This is a genomic window from Streptomyces sp. NPDC004266 (genome assembly GCF_042874095.1).
GTDB lineage: Bacteria > Actinomycetota > Actinomycetes > Streptomycetales > Streptomycetaceae > Streptomyces.
In genome coordinates, this window is the sequence record NZ_JBIAMM010000006.1 from 151,927 (window position 1) to 172,020 (window position 20,094).

Genomic DNA, 20,094 nt, shown 5'->3' on the forward strand with positions numbered 1-20,094 from the left:
TGCTAGCTCCCTCGGTAAACGGAGTAGCCGAACGGGTTGAGCAGCAGCGGTACGTGGTAGTGCTCGCCCGGCTTGACGGCGAACGTGATCGCCACCTCCGGGAAGAACGCACCGCTGTCCCTTACGCGGGGGGCGTCCTGCTGCGCCTCGGCTTGCTTCTTGGCGAAGTACGTCTCGGTCTCGAAGTCGAGACGCACGTGGGTGGTTTCTTCCGGCAGCGCCGGCAGGTCCTTGCAGCGCCCGTCCGCGTCGGTGGCGGAGCCGCCGAGCGTGACCCACTGCGCGTCGGAGCCGCTGCGGGCCGCGAGCGTGATGGCCACGCCCTCGGCCGGGCGGCCGATGCTGGTGTCCAGGATGTGCGTGGACACCGAGGCGGTGGTGTCGGTGCTCATGCGGAGCTCTCTTCCTCGGAGGTCTCGGGGATCTCGGTGGTCTCGGTGGTCTCCACGAGACGGGCCAGCCGGATGCGGTTGATCTTGCCCAGTTCGGTGCGGACGATCTCCCGCTCCCTCTCGGGCGAGTTCTCGATCCGTTCCCGGACCGCGTCGCGCATCTGCTCGCCGGTCCTGCCGGTGGCGCAGATGAGGAAGACATGACCGAACTTCTCCTGGTAGGCCAGGTTCAGCTCGAGCATCTCGGCCTTGAGCTCCGCGGAGGCGCCGGCCATCCCGCTCTGCTCGCGGGAGGAGGTCGGGTCCCCTGCCTTCGGACGACCGATCGGCGGGTGCCCCGCCATCGCCTCGGCCAGATCCTCGGTGGTCAGCTCGGCCGTGGCGGCGTCGCCGGCGAGGAAGAGGGCTTCGGCGGTGGAGTACGGGCGCTGGGCGAGGACCTTGCTCCCCCACGCCGAACTGGAACACACCTCGTGGAGCGCGGCTGCGGCCTCGCTGTCCGAGGAGGTGTTGAACCGGGTGAGGCCCGGTGTCGTACCTGAAGTCACGGGAAGCCTCCGTGGCTGTTTTTCGCTGTGCGTCGGACGGGCTGCGGATAGCTAACGCCCTCCGCAACACAACGTCAACACTTTGTTGAAAACTCGGCCATACAAAAGCCGTCGTCCCGACATCTGGACGACGGCTCCCGGCCACACATGATCAACTACTCGGCCTTGGCGGCCTTTTCCCTGTTCAGGGCGGTCTCCCGGTTCAGGTAGTTGTACACCGTGAAACGGCTGACGCCGAGCGCGCCCGCCACCGTCTCCACTCCATGGCGCACCGAGAAGGCACCGCGTGCCTCCAGGATCCGGACGACCTCCTGCTTCGCCTTGCGGTCCAGTTCGGCCAGCGGCATCCCGTGCCGCCGCTCCATCGCCGCGAGGATGTGGTCCAGGGAGTCCGAGAGCTGGGGCAGGCGCACGGCGAGGACGTCCTCGCCCTCCCAGGACAGGACGACGTCGTCGACCTCCGCCTGCGCGGGGACGAGCAGCTCGGCGCCCATGGCGTCCACCAGGGGCTTCACCGCCGCGACCAAGGGGTGCTCGCTCACTTCCCGCCCTCCCCGATCACGTTCACCTGGAGCGAGACGCGCGTGGCGCCGGCCGCGAGCGACTCGCGCAGCAGGGCGTCGACGGCGGTGAGCACCGCGTCGGCGTCGCCTTCCGCCGTGTTGCCGAAGGGACCTACGTCGACCGCGTCCAGCGCGGCCGACTGGATGACCTCACGCGCCACGACCGCGTGCGCCGGCGCCTCGTCGAGGTCGAACGGCTCGGTCGTGAACTCCACTCTCAAACGCTCCATGGCCCCACGCTAAGGCCCCGCCCGCCCCTGCGGGAGCCCCGGACCTGCGGGGACCTCTTGACAAGTGCGACACCCGCCTTGCAACATTCCGTCAGACAGAAACTTACTTCCGCAATACGGAAGGAGCGCCGCCCCTCATGGGATACTCGGACCAGCGCTTCGATGTGAACCTGTCGATCCTCTTCACGGAACTCCCGCTCCTGGAGCGCCCCGCGGCCGCCGCCGCGGCGGGCTTCACCGCGGTCGAGCTGTGGTGGCCCTGGATCGACACCGCCACCCCCGAGCAGAGCGAGCTCGACGCCCTCAAGAAGGCCCTCGAGGACGCCGGCACCCAGCTGGTGGGCCTGAACTTCTACGCCGGGCAGCTCCCCGGCCCGGACCGCGGAGCCCTCTCCGTGCCCGGGGAAGAGTCGGACCGCTTCCGCGCCAACATCGAGGTGGCCGCCGACTTCGCCGCCTCGGTCGGCTGCAAGGCGCTCAACGCCCTCTACGGCAACCGCGTCGAAGGCGTGGACCCGCAGATCCAGGACGCCCTCGCCCTGGAGAACCTGGTGCTGGCCGCCCGTGCGGCCGACCGCATCGGCGCGATCCTCCTCGTCGAGACCCTCAACAAGCCGGAGTCGCCGCTCTACCCGCTGGTGAGCGCCCCCGCCGCGATCGAGGTCATCGACAAGGTGAACGCGGCCACCGGCCTCGGCAACGCCAAGTTCCTCCTCGACATCTACCACCTGTCGATGAACGGCGAGGACGTCAGCCGGGTCATCGCGGAGTACGCGGCCAAGACCGGCCACGTCCAGATCGCGGACAACCCGGGCCGCGGCGCGCCGGGCACCGGCGACCTGCCGCTCGAGCAGCTCCTCGACGAGCTGAAGAAGGCCGGTTACGACGGCTGGGTCGGCCTGGAGTACAAGGCCGCCGACGCCGCCGCTTCCTTCGAGTGGCTGCCGGCCGAGGCTCGCGCCGCCCGCTGACGCAGGCCACCTCCCCGTATCACCTTGTTTTGAGAGGCACCCTCATGAGCAACCTCGCTGATTCCTCCCAGTCCACCCGCCCGGCGATCGCCTGGATCGGCCTCGGCATCATGGGCTCCCCCATGTCCGAGAACCTGATCAAGGCGGGCTACTCCGTCACCGGCTTCACCCTGGAGCAGGACAAGCTGGACCGCCTGGCCGCCGCCGGCGGCACCGCGGCCGGCTCGATCGCCGAGGCCGTCAAGGACGCCGACGTCATCATCACGATGGTGCCCGCCTCCCCGCAGGTCGAGGCCATCTCCTACGGCCCCGAGGGCATCCTGGAGAACGCCAAGCAGGGCGCGCTGATCGTCGACATGTCCTCGATCACCCCGCAGACCTCGGTCGACCTGGCGAAGAACGCCGCCGAGAAGGGCATCCGCGTCATCGACGCCCCGGTCTCCGGCGGCGAGGCCGGCGCCATCGAGGCCGTGCTCTCGATCATGGTCGGCGGCGAGCAGGCCGACTTCGACGAGGCCCTCCCGATCCTGGAGGCCCTCGGCAAGACCATCGTGCTCTGCGGCCCGCACGGCTCCGGCCAGACGGTGAAGGCCGCCAACCAGCTGATCGTCGCCGTCAACATCCAGGCGTGCGCCGAGGCCGTGGTCTTCCTGGAGAAGTCGGGCGTGGACCTGAACGCCGCCCTCGACGTCCTCAACGGCGGTCTGGCCGGCTCGACAGTGCTGACCCGCAAGAAGGACAACTTCCTGAACCGGGACTTCAAGCCCGGCTTCCGGATCGACCTGCACCACAAGGACATGGGCATCGTCACCGACGCCGCCCGCAACGTCGGTGCGGCCCTCCCGGTCGGCGCGGTCGTCGCCCAGCTCGTCGCCTCGCTGCGCGCGCAGGGTGACGGCGGCCTGGACCACTCGGCCCTGCTGCGCGCCGTCGAGCGCCTCTCCGGCCAGCAGGTCTGATCCCTGGGGCCTGTCTTCCGGGCCAGGCCCCAGCCCCTTCCCGGGGCCCCTGATTTCCGGTCGGCGGCGGCGCTGACAACCTGTCCTGTCGCGCCCAGGCGTCGCCGCCGACCGGAACACCACACTTCATTTTCAACAAACTGTTGACGTGTTGTTCGAGGCGAATTTACGCTCCTCGCACCCGCCAGCAGAGCTCCCGTACGGAAGGTCACGATGTCGAAGCGCGTGCTTACGACCGAGTCCGGCGCCCCCGTCGCCGACAACCAGAACTCCGCCACCGCCGGCGTCGGTGGCCCTCTCCTCCTCCAGGACCAGCACCTGCTGGAGAAGCTCGCGCGCTTCAACCGTGAGCGGATCCCGGAGCGCGTGGTGCACGCCCGCGGCTCCGGCGCGTACGGCTACTTCGAGGTGACCGACGACGTCACCGCGTACACCAAGGCGAACTTCCTCGGCGAGGTCGGCAAGCGGACCGAGACCTTCATCCGCTTCTCCACCGTGGCCGACTCGCTCGGCGGCGCGGACGCGGTCCGCGACCCCCGCGGCTTCGCCCTGAAGTTCTACACCGAAGAGGGCAACTACGACCTCGTCGGCAACAACACCCCGGTGTTCTTCATCAAGGACCCGATCAAGTTCCCCGACTTCATCCACTCGCAGAAGCGCGACCCCTTCACGGGCCGCCAGGAGCCGGACAACGTCTGGGACTTCTGGGCGCACGCCCCCGAGGCCACCCACCAGATCACCTGGCTCATGGGCGACCGCGGCATCCCGGCCTCGTACCGTCACATGAACGGCTACGGCTCGCACACCTACCAGTGGACCAACGAGGCGGGCGAGGCCTTCTTCGTCAAGTACCACTTCAAGACGAACCAGGGCATCCGCTCCCTCTCCGCCGAGCAGGCCGCCGAGCTCGTCGGCAAGGACGCCAACTCGCACCAGACCGACCTGCTCCAGGCCATCGAGCGCGGTGTGAACCCCTCCTGGACCCTGTACGTCCAGGTCATGCCGGCCGCCGAGGCCGCGGACTACCGCTTCAACCCGTTCGACCTCACCAAGGTGTGGCCGCACGCGGACTACCCGCTGCAGCGCGTGGGCCGTCTGGTCCTCGACCGCAACCCGGACAACGTCTTCGCCGAGGTCGAGCAGGCCGCGTTCTCCCCGAACAACTTCGTCCCGGGCATCGGCCCCTCGCCGGACAAGATGCTCCAGGGCCGCCTCTTCGCCTACGCGGACGCCCACCGCTACCGCCTCGGCGTGAACCACACCCAGCTCCCGGTGAACGCCCCCAAGGCGACCGTGGCCGAGAACTACGGCCGCGACGGCCTCATGGCCACCCGCAACGGCTCGCGCCACGACAAGAACTACGAGCCCAACTCGTACCAGGGCCCGGCCCAGACCGACGCCGCGCTCTCCGCGCCGCTCGCGATCCACGGCTGGACCGGCACCCACGAGGCGCCGCAGCACACCAAGGACGACGACTTCTTCCAGGCCGGCGAGCTCTACCGCCTGATGTCCGAGGACGAGAAGAAGCGCCTGGTCGCCAACATCGCCGGCGGTCTGTCCCAGGTGTCCCGCGAGGACGTCATCGAGAAGAACCTCGCGCACTTCGCCGCCGCCGACGCGGACTACGGCAAGCGCGTCCGCGAGGCCGTCGAGGCCCTGCGCGAGGACTGACCGCACAGCGACACCCAGACTGCGTACCGCACCTGACGGGAGGTCAGTGCGGTACGCGGTCCGGATCGCCGGCCCGGATGAGGGGTGGTCGGCGAACCGGACAAGCGTGAGGACCGCGGCGGCTCCGAGCCAGTGCGGTGGTCAGGACGCCGGGCCCCCTTCTTGACCTGAAGGAAGGGGAACCGCCACGGCGCCCGTCGGCACCGCCGCGGTCCCAACGCCCCCTCCGTGGGGATCCCGAGACTCCGCCCGGCGACGCGAACGTCCTGTCGCGCCAGCCTCGTGCCGCCGGGCGGTCACCAACGGGAGAGCGCGGAACCAGGTTTACGGTCCCTGGTTCCGCGCTCTTCTTCTTTTGCGGGTACGGAAGTCAGCGCACGCCGGCCGGGTCACGGCCGAGCGGCACCCCGCCGGCCCCGTCCCTCCCCTCCGCCCGGGCCAGCAGGAGCGTCACCGTGAGCGAGGCGAGGGCGAGCAGCACCATCCCCGTGCGCGGCGACGCGTACTGGGCGAGGGCGCCGGCCAGCGCCGCGCTCAGCCCCTGGAGGGCGAGCATCCCCGAGGTGTGCAGCCCGAGGGCGTGACCGCCCAGCTCCTCCGGCACCAGCGTCATCAGCCGCTCCTGGTGCAGCAGGCTCGCCCCGTACCCGACCGCCGACACGGTCACCAGGACGAGCGCGAGGGGAAGCCCCGGACCGAGGGCGAACAGCAGGAACGGGGCCGCGAGCAGCGCCTGGAGCGGGAAGCGGGTCCGGCCGCGCAGCCGCGCCGGCAGGAAGCGGCCGACGACGGTGTCCCCCACCAGCATCCCGAACGCGCCGCAGGCGAAGAGGAGCCCGGCGCGCTCGGGGGCGTACGGCACGAAGAGGGACTCGCAGCCGACGACGAGACCGTTCGGCACCCAGAGCGCCAGGTAGGCGCGGCGGCGGGCGGGCACGGCCCAGAGCCGTCCGTTGGTGCGCCAGGTCTCGACGACCGAGGGCCGCCCGGCGGCGCGCGGCGGACGCGCCCCGAGCCCGAGGCGCGCGGTCAGGGCGGCGGCGAGGTAGAGCCCGGCGCCGGCCAGGACCGTGCCGCGGGGCGAGAGCAGGACGACGAGAAGGCCGCCCGTGGCGAAGCCGCCGATCTGGCAGGCGCCGGTGGCCATGTTCGTCACGGAGCGGCCCAGGAGGTACTCCCCGCGCGGCAGGATCTCGTTCAGGAGCCCGTGGCGCACCCCGCCGCCCAGCGAGGCCGCGAGCCCCTCGGCGAGCAGGATCACGAAGACCGCCCAGGTCGGCAGGGCGGGGACCGCCAGGGCGGCGGTGCCCAGGGCGAAGAAGAGGGCGATGCCCCAGAGCGCGGTGCGCGGCGGCAGCCGGTCGGCGGCGGAGAGCAGGGTGGTCGCGCCGAGGAGCTGCGCGAGCGAGGGGCCGAAGAGGGCCAGGGCGGAGAGGAGGGGGGACCCGGTCGTGCGGAGGACGAGCGTGGCGAGGCCGAGTCCGGCGACGGTCTGGGCGGCGGTGTGGACGGCGCCGGTGAGGAAGAGCGGGGTGAACTCGGGGGTGCGGAAGAGCGCGCGGTAGCGGGGCATGCGGGGAGTCTCGGAGGGCGCGGCGGGCCATCGGTAATGTTTCGCGGGGAGGCGAAACATGGGCTGGTGGCGGATCGGCACGGACACCCTGGCGGGGAGTTCGTTCGTGCTCTCGCCGCTCGCCGAGACGGTCGCCTCGCTCAAGGCCCTGCACGCGGCGGCGGCCTCGCATCCGGGTGAGCGCGCCTGGCTCTCCCGGCACCTGCCCGCCTACCGGGAGCGGCTCGCGGCCGAGCCGCTCGACGCGCTGCTCGTGCGGGCCGCGATCGGGCCCACCTGGAACGCGGACTTCCTCACCCCCACCCCGCTGGGCGACCGCGAGCGGAGCTTCGAGGAGGAGGCCGAGGCGGTCCTGGCGACCGGACCGGCCGACGCCGTGGACCAGTTGGCGGTCGCGATCGGCGGACCGGTGCCGGAGCCGCTGCGCTCGGCACGGGACCTGCCGCAGCGGCTCGCGGACGTGCTCGGCTGGGTGTGGCGGGAGACCGTGCGGCCGGAGTGGGCGCGGCGGCGGCGGATCCTGGAGGCCGACGTGCTGGCGCGGACGGCGCTGCTGAGCCGCGGCGGCTGGGCGGCGGCGCTCGACGAGCTGTATCCGGGGAGGACGCGGTGGCTCGGCGACGGGCGGCTCCAGGTCAACACCCGTGACCATCCGCCGCGTTCGGTCGACGGGGGGCGGCTGCTGTTCGTGCCGGTGACACCGGCGACCGGCTGGGTGTCCTGGGAGGGGACGGAGCGCTACGCGGTCGTCTACGCCTGCGCGGGAGCCCTCGCGGACACGGCCGGCCCGACGGTCCCGGAGGCCTTGGGGGCCCTGCTGGGGACGGCCCGCGCCGGGGTGCTCGTACGCCTCCGGACGCCGCTGTCCACCAGCCAGCTGGTGGCGCTCACCGGCCAGGGCCTCGGCTCGGTCGGCCGCCACCTGAGGGTGCTGCTCGACGCCGGGCTCGTACGGCGGGGGCGGGCGGGCCGCTCGGTGCTGTACGAGTGGACGGAGGCGGGCGCGGTCCTGGTGGCCGCACAGGGAGACCCCCGCCCCGGTGCTCCTCGGGGCGGGGGTCGGTCCCTCTGACGAGGGGGACGATCAGACCTGGAGGGCCTTGATCGCGGTCGGCGCGTGGCCGGGCTCGGTGGCCAGGTCCTCGAACTCGGTGACGTCGCTCATGTCGACCGTCTTGCTCATCGCGATGTTGGTGATGCGCTCCAGGATGGCCTCGACGACGACCGGGACCTGGTGCTCGACGGCCAGCTTCTTGGCCTCTTCCAGGGCCTCGCCCAGCTTGTCCGGGTCGGTGACGCGGATGGCCTTGACGCCCAGGCCCTCGGCGACCTTGACGTGGTCGACGCCGTAGACGCCGATCTCCGGGGTGTTGATGTTCTCGAACTCGAGGTTGACCTCGAAGTTGATGCCGAGGTTGCCCTGCGCCTGACGGATCAGACCGAGGTAGGCGTTGTTCACGAGGACGTGGACGTAGGGGACCTTGTGCTGGGCGGCGACCGCCAGCTCCTCGATCATGAACTGGAAGTCGTAGTCGCCGGAGAGCGCGACGACCGGGGTCTCCGGGTCGGCGGTGGCGGCACCGATGGCGGCCGGGATCGTCCAGCCGAGCGGGCCGGCCTGGCCGCAGTTGATCCAGTGGCGCGGCTTGTAGACGTGCAGGAACTGCGCGGCCGCGATCTGGGAGAGGCCGATGGTGGTGACGTAACGCGTCTCCGGGCCGAAGGCCTTGTTCATCTCCTCGTAGACGCGCTGCGGCTTGATCGGGATGTCGTCGAAGTGCGTGCGGCGCTGGAGGGTGGCCTTGCGCTCCTGCGCGGAGGCGGCCCAGGCGGAGAAGTCCGGCAGCTTGCCGGCGGCCTTCCACTCCTTGGCGATCTCGACGAAGAGCTCCAGGGCGACCTTGGCGTCGGAGGCGATGCCGTAGTCGGGGGCGAAGATCTTGCCGATCTGGGTGGGCTCGATGTCGACGTGGACGAACTTCCGGCCCTTGGTGTAGGCGTCCATGTTGTAACCGGTGTGGCGGTTGGCCCAGCGGTTGCCGATGCCGATGACGGTGTCCGACTCCAGGAAGGTCGCGTTGCCGTAGCGGTGCGCGGTCTGGACGCCGACCATGCCGGCGGCGAGCTCGTGGTCGTCCGGGATGGTGCCCCAGCCCATGAGGGTGGAGATGACCGGGATGTTCGTCAGCTCGGCGAACTCGACGAGCAGGTCGGAGGCGTCGGCGTTGATGATGCCGCCACCGGCGACGATCAGCGGGCGCTCGGCCTCCAGGAGGAAGCTCAGCGCCTTCTCGGCCTGGGCGCGGGTCGCGGACGGCTTGTAGACCGGCAGCGGCTCGTAGGTCTCCGGGTCGAACTCGATCTCGGTCAGCTGGACGTCGATCGGCAGGTCGATGAGGACCGGGCCGGGGCGGCCGGAGCGCATCAGGTGGAAGGCCTGCTGGAAGACGCCGGGGACCTGCGCGGCCTCCAGGACGGTCGTCGCGGCCTTGGTGACCGGCTTGGCGATCGAGGCGATGTCGACGGCCTGGAAGTCCTCCTTGTGGAGCTTCGAGACCGGGGCCTGGCCGGTGATGCACAGGATCGGGATCGAGTCCGCGATCGCCGAGTACAGGCCGGTGATCATGTCGGTGCCGGCGGGGCCGGACGTACCGATGCAGACGCCGATGTTGCCGGCCTTGGCACGGGTGTAGCCCTCGGCCATGTGGGACGCGCCCTCGACGTGGCGGGCGAGCGTGTGGCCGACGCCGCCGACGTTCTTGAGCTCGCGGTAGAAGGGGTTGATCGCCGCGCCGGGGACGCCGAACGCCTGGGTGACGCCTTCGCGCTTGAGGATCTCAACGGCCGCTGCGGCGGCGGTCATACGAGGCATGGGAGTGCTCCTGCTTCGGCCGGGCGGATCCAGGCGGGCGCCTCGTCTCGGGAGGCCCGGCGCCTGTTTCCGTAATGCGGAAATGCTGTTCTGCTATACGGAAGCAATGTAGGTCGGGGTTCGGAGAGCCGTCAAGAGAAGTCCGCCCGCCGGGATCACGGAAGTGGCCGAACACCCTCCCCCCGGCCACCGGATGGGTGGACGATGGGGCGGAACGACAGGGGGTGGGGCTGTGGGCGAGTCGGTACCGGTGCGCTGTCCGGAATGCCTGCGCACGCAGGCGTACGCGGCACCCGTCTTCCCCTGCGCGTGCGGGAGCCCCGTCGCGCCGCCGGTCCTGGCGGGCGCGGTCGCGGAGCCGATCACGCACCGGAACTGGGCGGACGAATGGGTCACCGTCCGCTGCGGGGCCTGCGGCCACGAGAACGACTGGCCGCACCCGGAGCTGGGCTGCCCCTGCGGGACGGTGCTGCGCGTACCGGTGCGCCCGGCGGAACCGGCCCCGGCGACGGACGGGACCGCCGCCGACGGTTCAAACGCCCCGACGGCCGGCCTGGCCGGAACGGGCGATCCCGTCGTCCCGCCGTGGGAGCCGGGAACGTTTCCTTCGCCGCCCCCGGTGACCCCCGACCCGCCGCGCCCGCGAGCGGCGGGAGGACGGGACGGGTCCGGTGCGGGCGGAGCCGGTGCGGGCGGGCCCGGTGCCGACGCTCCCGGTGCGGGCGGAGCCGCTCCCGGCCGAACCGGTACGGGGCACGGCCCGGAGGCGACCGGGGCCGGTGCGAACGGGCCCGGTGCGAACGGGTTCGGGACGAGGCCCCCCGCCACCGGCGGAGCCGGGACGGCCGGGGGTACGTCCGGCGACGCCGGCTCCCCGTGGTTCGGTCCGGGACCGAAGACCCGTGGCCTCACCGGCCCGGCGGGGAGCGGCGCAGGCGGGGCCGGGCCGGTCGGACACGGTCCGGTCGGGGCCGATCCGGGCGGGCATGGCACGGACGGGACCGGACCGGTCGGAGCCGGTCCGGTCGGGCGCGGTACGGACGAGGCCGGACCCGTCGGGCACGGCGCGGACGCGGCCGGGCCGGTGGGGCGGGGCGCGGACGCGGCCGGGCCGGTGGGGCACCGTACGTTCGCCGAGCGGTATCCCGCGCGGGTCCCGCCGCCGTCCACGGCCCCCCGCCCGGCCCCGCTGCGCGGGGCGTTCCGGCCGGTGACGATCCGGACCTCGCGGGACGCGGTCGCGGCGGCGGCCGAGTACCTGCGCTGGCTCGGCTTCAGGGACGTCGTGCAGCCGGAGGAGCGCCCCGCGTCCGGCGTGGACCTGCGGGCCCCCGGCCTGCTCGCCCAGGTCGACCCGAGCACCCGGCCCACCGGGCTGCGGGCCGTCGAGTGCCTCTGGCTCAACGGACTGAGCACGGCCGCCGTGAGCGTGTTCTTCTCGCTCGCGGGCTACACCCCGGAGGCCCGCTCGCGCGCCGCCGAGGTCGGCCTCCCGCTCTTCGTCCTCGACCTCACCGGCACTCCGCAGCCGGTCAACGACGCCGCGGACGGACTGACGGCGGGCGGCGCCTGAGCCTCACAACTCCTCGGCATCCGAAATCGGCCATTCACGCGTGACGATCACGCTCCGCCGGGCACAACACCCTCGGGGGGTGGGCGTCATGCCGACGGGGACGTGGTGGTTCATCGGAGCGGCGTGGGGGGAGCTGCTGCTCGCCGCCGTTCTGCTGAGAACCCGCAGCGGGACGAGCGGCACGAGCGACGTGCCGCCTCCGCAGGCCCTCGCGCTGCTGCGCGGCGGGCGGCGGGCGGCCGTCACCGTGGCGCTGGTGGCGCTGCACCAGCGGGGGGCGGTCGCCGCGGGCCGCAAACGTACGATTCGGGCCAACGGCGGGCCGGGCCGGACCCGCGACCCCGTACAGCTCGGGGTGCACGGGGCGTTGCGCCGCGCCCTCGCGCTGCGGACGCTCACGCAGCGCCCCGAGGCCCGGCGGGCCGTGGACGCGCTGCGCGGCGAACTGTGCGGTGCCGGGCTGCTGCGGCCGCCGGCGCGGCTGTGGGCCGCCCGCGCGCTCCTGGGGTGCGTACCGGTGACGGCGGTGGCCGGACCGTTCGCGGCCGGGGCGTCGGGGGCGGGCCTCGCGGTGGCGCTCGCGGCCGCGGCGCCGCCGGTCCTCGTGGCGCCGGCGCTGCTGCGGCTGCCGGACACGACCGGGGCGGCACGGCGGCTCCTCGGCGACCTGCGGGAGCGGTATCCGCTGCCGGCGCACCGGCGCGAGGTGACGGACGGGTGGCTCGTCCAGCTGTACGTGGCGCTGTACGGGGATCCGGCCCTGGCCCTGTTCCTGCCCCGCTTCTCGCGCGACGGCGGGCTCCTGGACCGCCCGCCCGGGAACGGCAGCCCGCCCGGGAACGGCCGCGCGTACGGGGACGACCGCCCCGCGGGCGGAGGTCCGGAGGCGGGCGGCGCCTCGTGCTGAGGCCGCGCCATACTGTCGTATGCGCATCAGAGCGGCCGCTCCGGCCGAACTCCCGCTGCTCCAGGACATCGAACGGGCGGCGGGCGAGCCGTTCCGCGCCCTCGGCATGGCGGCGGTCGCCGACGACGACCCGCTGCCCCTGGACGTCCTGGAGGCCTACCGCCGTGCGGGCCGGGCGTGGGTGGCGGTGGACGCCGCCGACCGCCCGGTCGCGTACCTGCTCACGGACACGGTCGACGGCGCCGCCCACATCGAGCAGGTGTCGGTGCACCCGGACGCCGCCCGCCGGGGCGTCGGCCGGGCGCTGATCGAGCATCTGGCGGCGGCCGCCGGGGAGCAGGGCCTGGCGGCCCTGACGCTGACGACCTTCGCCGAGGTCCCGTGGAACGCCCCGTACTACACGCGGCTCGGCTTCCGCCCGCTCGCCGACTCCGACCCGGCGCTGACGGAGGGCCTGCGCGCCATCAGCCGCGCCGAGGCGGCCCACGGCCTGTCGCTCTGGCCCCGCGTCTGCATGCGCCGGGAGGTGGAGCCGCGCCGAGGCCCGTAGCGCTCCCGCCGTCCCGCCCGGGGACGGAACCGCTCGCGGCCACCTCCGCTCGCCTCGGTGACACCCTCGTCGCGGACGAACTGACCTTCCCACCCGCGGATATGATGTGACGTCAGTCACGGACGAGGGGGCTCATTGGCACCGGATGAGAAGCAACAGGAAGAGGCCGCGTTCGAGGCGGAAGTGCTGCGGATCTCCCGTGCGCTCTTCGCGGGGGAGAACGAGTTCCAGGGTTCGACCTACATCGGCACCGCGGAGCGGGACGGCGTCTTCGTCACCGCGGATTCCGTCGTCATCGTCGAATGCACCGTCTCCCGCCTCAAGAAGAAGGCGGAGAAGGACGGCAGGAAGCTGTACGACGCGTGCTTGGCCAAGTCCCGGGAGCACCCGTTCAAGTCGGTCAAGGGCTTCTTCGTCACGCGTGAAGAGCCCACGGCCGACCAGCGCCTCGTCATCAAGAACCTGGGCCAGCCCCTCGTCGCGTGCAGCTTCGCGCAGTTGCGCGGCCAGCTCGTCGACTCCCTGAAGTACCTCGAACTGCGGCCGCTCTACCCCTTCGGCAGCGCACGCGAGCCGAGCAGCGGAGACCACGAGGCCCTGAAGCCGTACGTCGCCGTCGACCCGACGGAGAGCGGCACCGGGGACCCGTACTCCGTCACGAGCGTGGCCGAAGCGGTCAGAACGGGCCGGTCCGTCCTCCTGTACGGGGACTACGGAGCGGGAAAGAGCATGTTCCTGCGCGAGCTGTACCGCCGGCTGGCCAAGGCGCACCGGCAGGACCCGTTCAAGCCCTTCCCCCTCCTGCTCAACCTGCGCGACCACCAGGGGCAGGTCCGGCCCGTGGAAGCCCTGGAGCGACACGCCCGCGAGATCGGCTTCCCCCATCCCACCCAACTCGTCCGCGCCTGGCGCTCGGGCGACGTGACGCTCATTCTCGACGGTTTCGACGAGATCGCCACGCCGGGCTGGCTCGGCAAGACGTCCGCCATGCGCGACATCCGGCGCCGTTCGGTGGAGCTCGTGCGTCGGTTCTGTCGCGAATCACGGCCGACCACCTCCGTCGTCCTGGCCGGCAGGGCACACTTCTTCGACAGCGAGCGGGAGATGCGCCTGGCGCTCGGCACCCGTGACGACTCGCTGTACCTCATGGCCGGCGAGCCGACCGACGAGCAGGCGCGCAAGATCCTCGACGCCTACGGCTGGAAGGAGGCGCTCCCCGACTGGCTGCCCTCACGCCCGCTGCTGCTGAGCTACCTGGGCTCGTCGAGCGCACTGCAGAACTCCATGGAGGACACGTTCGGGCGCTCGGCGGGCGAGGGATGGCACATGATGCTGGACCGCATCGCCGAGCGCGAGGCGAGCATGGAGATGGGGGTCGACGGCTTCACCATCCGCAAGGTGCTGGAGCGACTCGCCACACAGGCGCGCCGGTCCACCGACGGGCTGGGGCCCATCTCCCAGGACGAACTGACCTCCGTCTTCCAGTCGGTGTGCGGCTACGCCCCTGACGAGGGCTCGTACCAGCTCCTGCAGCGGCTTCCCGGGCTCGGCGCCATGGACAGCGTCGACGGCTCACGGCGGTTCGTCGACGTCTCCCTGGCCGATGCCGCCAGGGCCGGTGACGTCGTGGCCTGCGTGCTGGAACCCAACACCGAGAGCCCGCTGATGGAGATGACGGGCAGTGTCGCGTGCCTGGACGAGGTCGGCATCGACGTGGCCGCCGTACAGCTGGGCCGGGAGGCCAGTGCGAGTCCGGGGCGCGCCTATTCGTCGGCCGTCTCCCTCCAGCGCGGCGGAGCGTCGGACGCGGTGGTCGCCGACATCGTCCGGGTCACCGCGCGGCTGTGGCCCGGAGACGAAGCGCGCACGCCGATCGCGCTGCACGAGATCGAACTGCGCAGCTTCACCCTGTCCGCCGACGCCAAGGGCTACGACTGGCTGAGTTTCCACGACTGCGTCATCCAGGAGCTCGATCTCACGGACTACGACGGCTACGCGCTTCCTCACTTCCAGTCCTGCCTCATCGGGCAGATGACAGGAGTCGCCGGCTGGTCGGCCCTCCAGGGCGAGCGGTTCGTCGAGTGCGAAGTGGCGCAGTTCGACGCTCAGATGTCCACGGGGAAGGGGATCCTGGCCCTGAAGACGACGCCGATGAACAAAGTGGTGCTGACCATACTGAAGAAGGTGTACGCGCAGAGGGGCACCGGCCGCAAGGAGTCCGCCCTCTTCCGGGGGCTCGACGCCAAGCACCGCGAGCTCGTCCCCGAAGCGGTCCAGCGACTCACCGCGGCAGAGCTGGTCACCACCGCCCGGGCCAGCGGCAACAAGATCTACCTGCCCGTCCGGGGCATGGCCCCGCGGGTCCGGCGGATTCTCCAGGCGCCGCAGGTGAGCAAGGACAGCATCCTGGACTCCTAGGAGGCGCCCCCGCGCCGGGGTCGCGGGCTCTCTCGGGAGCACGCGGCCCCGGCGACGGCGACCGGCACGGGCCGGCGACCCGGGAGTCGCCGGCCGCCGGAGGACCTCACTCCTGTTCGGCGTTCCCCTCCCCGTACCTCTGCCTCAGCTCCACCTTCCGCACCTTGCCGCTCACCGTCATCGGGAACCCGGTGAGGATCTCCACCCTGCGCGGGACCTTGTAGTGGGCGAGCCGGTCGCGGCAGAAGTCGGTGATCTCGTCCAGTGTGGGCGGGGCGGCGGGGTCGCGCGGGATCACGCAGGCCAGGATCTCCTCGCCGTACCGCTCGTCGGGGACGCCGACGACCTGGACGTCCGCGATCTTGGGGTGCCCGTAGAGGAACTCCTCGATCTCGCGCGGGTACACGTTCTCCCCGCCCCGGATGATCATGTCCTTGATGCGGCCGACGATCTGCACGTAGCCGTCGTCCCGCATGACCGCGAGGTCCCCGGTGTGCATCCAGCGGCCGGGGTCGACCGCCTCGGCGGTCTTCTCCGGCTCGTCCCAGTAGCCGAGCATCACGCCGTAGCCGCGGGTGCACAGCTCCCCCGCCGCGCCGCGCTCGACGGTCAGCCCGGTCGCCGGGTCGACGACCTTCACCTCGACGTGCGGCATGACCCGGCCGACGGTGCCGGTGCGGCGCTCCAGGTCGTCGTCCCGACGGGTCTGGGTGGAGACGGGCGAGGTCTCGGTCATGCCGTAGCAGATCGACACCTCCGCCATGTTCATCTCGGCGACGACCCGCTTCATCACCTCGACCGGGCACGGCGAGCCCGCCATGATCCCGGTGCGGAGCGTGGAGAGGTCGTAGTCGGCGAAGTCGGGCAGGTTGAGCTCGGCGATGAACATCGTCGGCACCCCGTACAGCGAGGTGCAGCGCTCCTCCTGGACCGCCCGGAGGGTGGCGGCGGGGTCGAAGGAGGCGGCCGGGACGACCATGCAGGCGCCGTGCGAGGTGGCCGCGAGGTTCCCCATGACCATGCCGAAGCAGTGGTAGAAGGGCACCGGGATGCAGATGCGGTCCTGCTCGCTGTAGGCGATCATCTCGCCCACGAAGTAACCGTTGTTGAGGATGTTGTGGTGGGAGAGCGTGGCGCCCTTCGGGAAGCCCGTCGTCCCCGAGGTGTACTGGATGTTGACGGGTTCGTCGCAGGAGAGCGGCTCCGGGCGCAGCTCGCCGGGCGTCCTGGCGAGCAGGGCGTCCCAGGTCGGGTCGCCGAAGTAGACGGCCTCGCGCAACTCCGGGCATTCGCCCCGCACCTGCTCGACCATGGAGCGGTAGTCGCTCGTCTTGTGGGCGAGCGAGGCGAAGAGCAGGGAGACGCCGGCCTGCCGGAGCACGTACGCCAACTCGTGGGCGCGGTAGGCCGGGTTGATGTTCACCATGATCGCGCCGATGCGGGCGGTCGCGTACTGGACGAGGACCCACTCGGCGCAGTTCACGGCCCAGATGCCGACCCGGTCGCCCTTGCGGACCCCGCTGCCGAGCAGGGAGCCGGCCAGCCGGTCGACGTCCGCGCCGAACTGCGCGTACGTCCAGCGGCGCCCGGTCGGCACGTCGACCAGGGCCTCGCGGTCGGGCCAGGCGGCGACGGCCCGGTCGAGGTTGGCGCCGATGGTGTCGCCGAGGAGCGGCGTCTCCGACACCCCGTGCGCGTACGAGAGGTTCACGGCGTTCATGCGAGGTCCCCTTCCGCGTACTCCTTGCCGCCGCCCTCCGCCGTCAGCCGGCGCAGTTCGACGCGGCGGATCTTGCCGGAGACGGTCTTGGGCAGGTCGGCGAACTCGATGCGCCGGATCCGCTTGTACGGGGCGAGGACCGCGCGCGAGTGGGCGAAGAGGGCCTTCGCGGTCTCCTCGCCCGGCTCCCAGCCCGCCGCGAGGACGACGTACGCCTTGGGGACGGCGAGCCGCAGCGGGTCGGGCGCGGGGACGACGGCCGCCTCGGCGACGGCCTCGTGCTCCAGGAGGGCGCTCTCCAGCTCGAAGGGGCTGATCTTGTAGTCGGAGGCCTTGAAGACGTCGTCGGCGCGCCCGATGTACGTGATGTAGCCGTCCGCGTCCCGGGAACCGATGTCGCCGGTGCGGTAGTAGCCGCCCTCCATCGCCTCCGCGGTGCGCTCCGGGTCGCCGTGGTAGCCGGTCATCAGGCCCACCGGGCGGGCGGAGAGGTCGAGACAGATCTCGCCCTCCTCGACGTCCGGCCGGCCGCTCACCGGGTCGACGAGGGTGACCCGGAAGCCGGGGCTGGGGCGCCCCATGGAGCCCTCCTTGAGCCGCTGGCCGGGGCTGTTGGACACCTGGACGGCGGTCTCGGTCTGGCCGAAGCCGTCCCGGATGGTGACGCCCCAGGCGCGCCGCACCGACTCGATGACCTCGGGGTTGAGCGGCTCGCCGGCGGCGACGACCTCGCGCGGCGGGGTCTTCAGCCGGCCCAGGTCGGCCTGGATCAGCATCCGCCACACGGTCGGCGGGGCGCAGAAGCTGGTGACGCCGCCCCGCTCCATCTCGTCCATGAGCCGGGCCGGGTCGAAGCGGGTGTAGTTGTGGATGAAGACGGTCGCCTCGGCGTTCCACGGCGCGAAGAGGTTGGACCAGGCGTGCTTGGCCCAGCCCGGCGAGGAGATGTTGAGGTGCACGTCGCCGGGCTTGAGGCCGATCCAGTACATCGTCGAGAGGTGCCCGACGGGGTACGAGGTGTGGGTGTGCTCGACCAGCTTGGGGCGGGCGGTCGTGCCGGAGGTGAAGTACAGCATCAGGGTGTCGTCGGCGAGGGTGGCGCCGTCGGGCTCGAAGACGTCCGACTCCCGGGCGGCGAGCTCGTACCCCAGCCAGTCCACCCCGTCGCCGCCGACCGCGATCCGGGTGTAGTCCCCGGGGACGTCGTCGAACTTGGCGGTGTCCTCGGCGCGCACGACGACGTGCCGGGCGCGGCCCCGGTCGACGCGGTCGCGCAGGTCGGCGGGGCCGAGGAGCGGGGTGGCGGGGATGAGGACGGCGCGCAGCTTCATCGCGGCGAGCACGGTCTCCCACAGCTCGGCCTGGTTGCCGAGCATCAGGACGATCCGGTCGCCGGCGCGCACGCCCTGGGCCCGGAGCCAGTTCGCGACCCGGTTGGAGCGTGCGGACATCTCGGCGAAGCTCACCCGCGTCTCGGAGCCGTCCTCCTCGACGATGTGCAGCGCGGTGCGGTCGTTGTCCCGTGCGATGACGTCGAACCATTCGAGCGCCCAGTTGAAACGGTCGGGCCGGGGCCAGGCGAAGCCCTCGTAGGCCGTCTCGTAGTCCTCGCGATGCTGCAGCAGGAAGTCCCGGGCGGCCCGGAACCTCTCCGTCGCACCGGTCGCGCTCGTGGCCGTCATGTGTCCTCCTCATTGCGGGACTGTCCCGGACATCGTGTAATCGGTGACCCAGGTCTCACTACCCCCGTTCGGGGGTGAAGGAGTGGTCCCGTGTCCGAGAGGGTGGAAGCGGTGGAGCTGCGTACGGCGCTGCTGCGGCTGAAGCGCGCCAGCGGGCTGCCCGTCGTCTTCGGCGGGCTGCTCCAGGAGGGCCGCGCGATGCGGATCGCCGAGCTGAGCGGGGCCGTCACGCCCGCGCTGCGCGGCCTGGCGATCTCGGCCGGTTCCGGGCTCGGCGGGAAGTGCCTGGCGCTGTCGCGGCCGTGCGCGGTCACGGACTACCCGTCGTCGCGGCACATCACGCACGAGTACGACGTCCCGGTCTCGGCGGAGGGCCTGCGCTCGGTGATCGCCGTCCCCGTCGTCGTGCGGCGCAAGGTGCGCGGCGTGCTGTACGGGGCGCTGCGCGAGTCCCTCCCCCTCGGCGAGCGCGTCTTCGACGCGGCGATGGCGGCGGCCCGTGACGTCGAGCAGGCCCTCGCGGTGCGGGACGAGGTGCGGCAGCTGCTCGCGCCCCCGGCACCCGGGCCGTCCTGGGAGGAGGTCCGCCAGGCGTACGGGGAGCTGCGCGAGCTCGCGCCGAAGGTCATGGACCCGGAGCTGCGGGCACGCCTGCTCGCGGTGTGCGGGCGCCTGGAGACGGCCGCCGCGTCCCCCTCGCCGCTGCCGGGCGTGGCGCTCACGCCGCGCGAGACGGACGTCCTCGCGGCGGTCGCCTCCGGCGCGACGAACGCGACCGCGGCGGAGCGCCTCGGTCTGCGTCCGGAGACGGTGAAGGGCTACCTCCGCTCGGCGATGCGCAAGCTGGGCGCCCACACGCGCCTGGAGGCGGTGGTGGCGGCCCGACGGGCGGGGGCGCTGCCGTAGCGGGCCGGCGAGGGAGGCCCGGCGCCCGGCCCCGGCGCGGAAGGCCCGGCGCTCCGGCCCCGGCGCCCTCGGTCAGACGAAGTGGTCCCGCGCTTCTTGCCGGGGGCCGCGCAGCAGGCAGCTGACGGCCTCGTACGGGTTCGCTCCCAGGAAAGAGGGACCGGTGTGGTGCAGGAGGAAGAAACGTCCGGTCTCGTCGATGAGGACCATGGCCCCGTCGAACGTCTCGTATCCGACGGGAAAGAGCTTCCTCCCCACGTCCCGGGCGAGTTCGGCGACGTCCTCGCCGCTCTCCTCGTAGATCCAGTGCGGGGTGAATCCGACGGCGTCCGGCGGCGTTCCCGGAATCACCAGGCGCAGTCCGCCGAATTCCCGGACGAAGTCCCGGGCGGCCCGGAACGGTTCGACCGGATGGCCCTCCTCGGCGAAGCGGTCGGTGACGAAGCCGAGGAGCTCGGGCAGCCGCGCACCGATGTCACGCCCGCGTGACCAGCCCGCCTCGGTCAGCACGGCCTCGACTTCCCCCGTCGTCATCCTCTGCGTTCCCGGCTCTCTCCGT

The 20,094-nt window shown here is 72.1% G+C and carries 18 protein-coding genes; 9 read left to right on the forward strand and 9 right to left on the reverse strand.

Annotated elements, in window-relative coordinates; genetic code table 11:
• Positions 1 to 2 precede the first annotated feature (2 nt).
• The 4 genes from uraH to ACFYUZ_RS16810 form a co-directional block, all read right to left on the reverse strand.
• Positions 3 to 392 carry a hydroxyisourate hydrolase gene (gene uraH / locus ACFYUZ_RS16795; protein ID WP_017236881.1) on the reverse strand — a complete coding sequence of 130 codons (390 nt, stop codon included), beginning with the start codon at positions 390 to 392 and terminating at the stop codon, positions 3 to 5.
• A complete protein-coding gene (gene uraD / locus ACFYUZ_RS16800) occupies positions 389 to 940 on the reverse strand; it encodes a 2-oxo-4-hydroxy-4-carboxy-5-ureidoimidazoline decarboxylase (protein WP_389309686.1) in 552 nt (183 codons plus the stop codon). The genes uraH and uraD overlap by 4 nt, the downstream gene beginning before the upstream one ends.
• Before the next feature lie 155 nt (positions 941 to 1,095).
• On the reverse strand, positions 1,096 to 1,434 hold the full coding sequence (locus ACFYUZ_RS16805) for a helix-turn-helix domain-containing protein (RefSeq protein WP_389310288.1): 339 nt from the start codon (positions 1,432 to 1,434) through the stop codon (positions 1,096 to 1,098).
• Positions 1,435 to 1,478: 44 nt separating this feature from the next.
• Positions 1,479 to 1,733 (reverse strand): thiamine-binding protein, encoded by a 255-nt coding sequence (locus ACFYUZ_RS16810; protein WP_389309689.1) that lies wholly within the window; start codon positions 1,731 to 1,733, stop codon positions 1,479 to 1,481.
• A 137-nt stretch (positions 1,734 to 1,870) separates the two neighbouring features.
• On the opposite strand from ACFYUZ_RS16810, the gene ACFYUZ_RS16815 reads away from it, so the two are divergent.
• The 3 genes from ACFYUZ_RS16815 to ACFYUZ_RS16825 all read left to right on the forward strand — a co-directional run bounded on the left by ACFYUZ_RS16815 (position 1,871) and on the right by ACFYUZ_RS16825 (position 5,334).
• Positions 1,871 to 2,704, forward strand: a complete 834-nt coding sequence (locus tag ACFYUZ_RS16815) for a TIM barrel protein (RefSeq protein ID WP_389309692.1) — start codon at positions 1,871 to 1,873, stop codon at positions 2,702 to 2,704.
• A 44-nt stretch (positions 2,705 to 2,748) separates the two neighbouring features.
• The gene (locus ACFYUZ_RS16820; RefSeq protein WP_389309695.1) at positions 2,749 to 3,663 is read left to right on the forward strand and encodes a 2-hydroxy-3-oxopropionate reductase; all 915 of its coding nucleotides are present in this window, start codon (positions 2,749 to 2,751) and stop codon (positions 3,661 to 3,663) included.
• 213 nt (positions 3,664 to 3,876) lie between these two features.
• Positions 3,877 to 5,334, forward strand: a complete 1,458-nt coding sequence (locus ACFYUZ_RS16825) for a catalase (RefSeq protein ID WP_389309697.1) — start codon at positions 3,877 to 3,879, stop codon at positions 5,332 to 5,334.
• A 370-nt stretch (positions 5,335 to 5,704) separates the two neighbouring features.
• Here the strand turns inward: ACFYUZ_RS16825 and ACFYUZ_RS16830 are convergent, their stop codons facing one another.
• Positions 5,705 to 6,907 carry an MFS transporter gene (locus ACFYUZ_RS16830; protein WP_389309700.1) on the reverse strand — a complete coding sequence of 401 codons (1,203 nt, stop codon included), beginning with the start codon at positions 6,905 to 6,907 and terminating at the stop codon, positions 5,705 to 5,707.
• A gap of 58 nt (positions 6,908 to 6,965) precedes the next feature.
• Between ACFYUZ_RS16830 and ACFYUZ_RS16835 the strand changes: the two genes are divergently transcribed.
• On the forward strand, positions 6,966 to 7,979 hold the full coding sequence (locus tag ACFYUZ_RS16835) for an ArsR family transcriptional regulator (RefSeq protein ID WP_389309703.1): 1,014 nt from the start codon (positions 6,966 to 6,968) through the stop codon (positions 7,977 to 7,979).
• Between the two features lie 12 nt (positions 7,980 to 7,991).
• On the opposite strand, the gene gcl is transcribed toward ACFYUZ_RS16835, so the two are convergent.
• Positions 7,992 to 9,779 (reverse strand): glyoxylate carboligase, encoded by a 1,788-nt coding sequence (gcl, locus tag ACFYUZ_RS16840; RefSeq protein ID WP_389309706.1) that lies wholly within the window; start codon positions 9,777 to 9,779, stop codon positions 7,992 to 7,994.
• A gap of 1,114 nt (positions 9,780 to 10,893) precedes the next feature.
• Here gcl and ACFYUZ_RS16845 point away from each other — a divergent pair.
• From ACFYUZ_RS16845 to ACFYUZ_RS16860, 4 genes are all read left to right on the forward strand, one after another.
• Positions 10,894 to 11,352 (forward strand): hypothetical protein, encoded by a 459-nt coding sequence (locus tag ACFYUZ_RS16845; RefSeq protein WP_389309708.1) that lies wholly within the window; start codon positions 10,894 to 10,896, stop codon positions 11,350 to 11,352.
• An 88-nt stretch (positions 11,353 to 11,440) separates the two neighbouring features.
• Positions 11,441 to 12,259 (forward strand): TIGR04222 domain-containing membrane protein, encoded by an 819-nt coding sequence (locus ACFYUZ_RS16850; RefSeq protein ID WP_389309711.1) that lies wholly within the window; start codon positions 11,441 to 11,443, stop codon positions 12,257 to 12,259.
• 19 nt (positions 12,260 to 12,278) lie between these two features.
• Positions 12,279 to 12,809 (forward strand): GNAT family N-acetyltransferase, encoded by a 531-nt coding sequence (locus ACFYUZ_RS16855; protein ID WP_389309714.1) that lies wholly within the window; start codon positions 12,279 to 12,281, stop codon positions 12,807 to 12,809.
• Positions 12,810 to 12,944: 135 nt separating this feature from the next.
• Complete coding sequence (locus ACFYUZ_RS16860; protein ID WP_389309716.1) at positions 12,945 to 15,227, forward strand: NACHT domain-containing protein; 2,283 nt, start codon at positions 12,945 to 12,947, stop codon at positions 15,225 to 15,227.
• Between the two features lie 106 nt (positions 15,228 to 15,333).
• Here ACFYUZ_RS16860 and ACFYUZ_RS16865 read toward each other — a convergent pair whose 3' ends face one another.
• Entirely contained in the window at positions 15,334 to 16,947 is a 1,614-nt protein-coding gene (locus tag ACFYUZ_RS16865) for an AMP-binding protein (RefSeq protein ID WP_389309718.1), read from the reverse strand.
• Positions 16,944 to 18,629 carry an AMP-binding protein gene (locus ACFYUZ_RS16870; RefSeq protein ID WP_389309720.1) on the reverse strand — a complete coding sequence of 562 codons (1,686 nt, stop codon included), beginning with the start codon at positions 18,627 to 18,629 and terminating at the stop codon, positions 16,944 to 16,946. The genes ACFYUZ_RS16865 and ACFYUZ_RS16870 overlap by 4 nt, the downstream gene beginning before the upstream one ends.
• A gap of 90 nt (positions 18,630 to 18,719) precedes the next feature.
• Between ACFYUZ_RS16870 and ACFYUZ_RS16875 the strand changes: the two genes are divergently transcribed.
• Complete coding sequence (locus ACFYUZ_RS16875; RefSeq protein ID WP_389309723.1) at positions 18,720 to 19,535, forward strand: response regulator transcription factor; 816 nt, start codon at positions 18,720 to 18,722, stop codon at positions 19,533 to 19,535.
• A gap of 72 nt (positions 19,536 to 19,607) precedes the next feature.
• Here the strand turns inward: ACFYUZ_RS16875 and ACFYUZ_RS16880 are convergent, their stop codons facing one another.
• Positions 19,608 to 20,069, reverse strand: coding sequence for an SUKH-3 domain-containing protein (locus tag ACFYUZ_RS16880; RefSeq protein ID WP_389309725.1), 462 nt, complete (start codon positions 20,067 to 20,069; stop codon positions 19,608 to 19,610).
• Between the last annotated feature and the right edge of the window lie 25 nt (positions 20,070 to 20,094).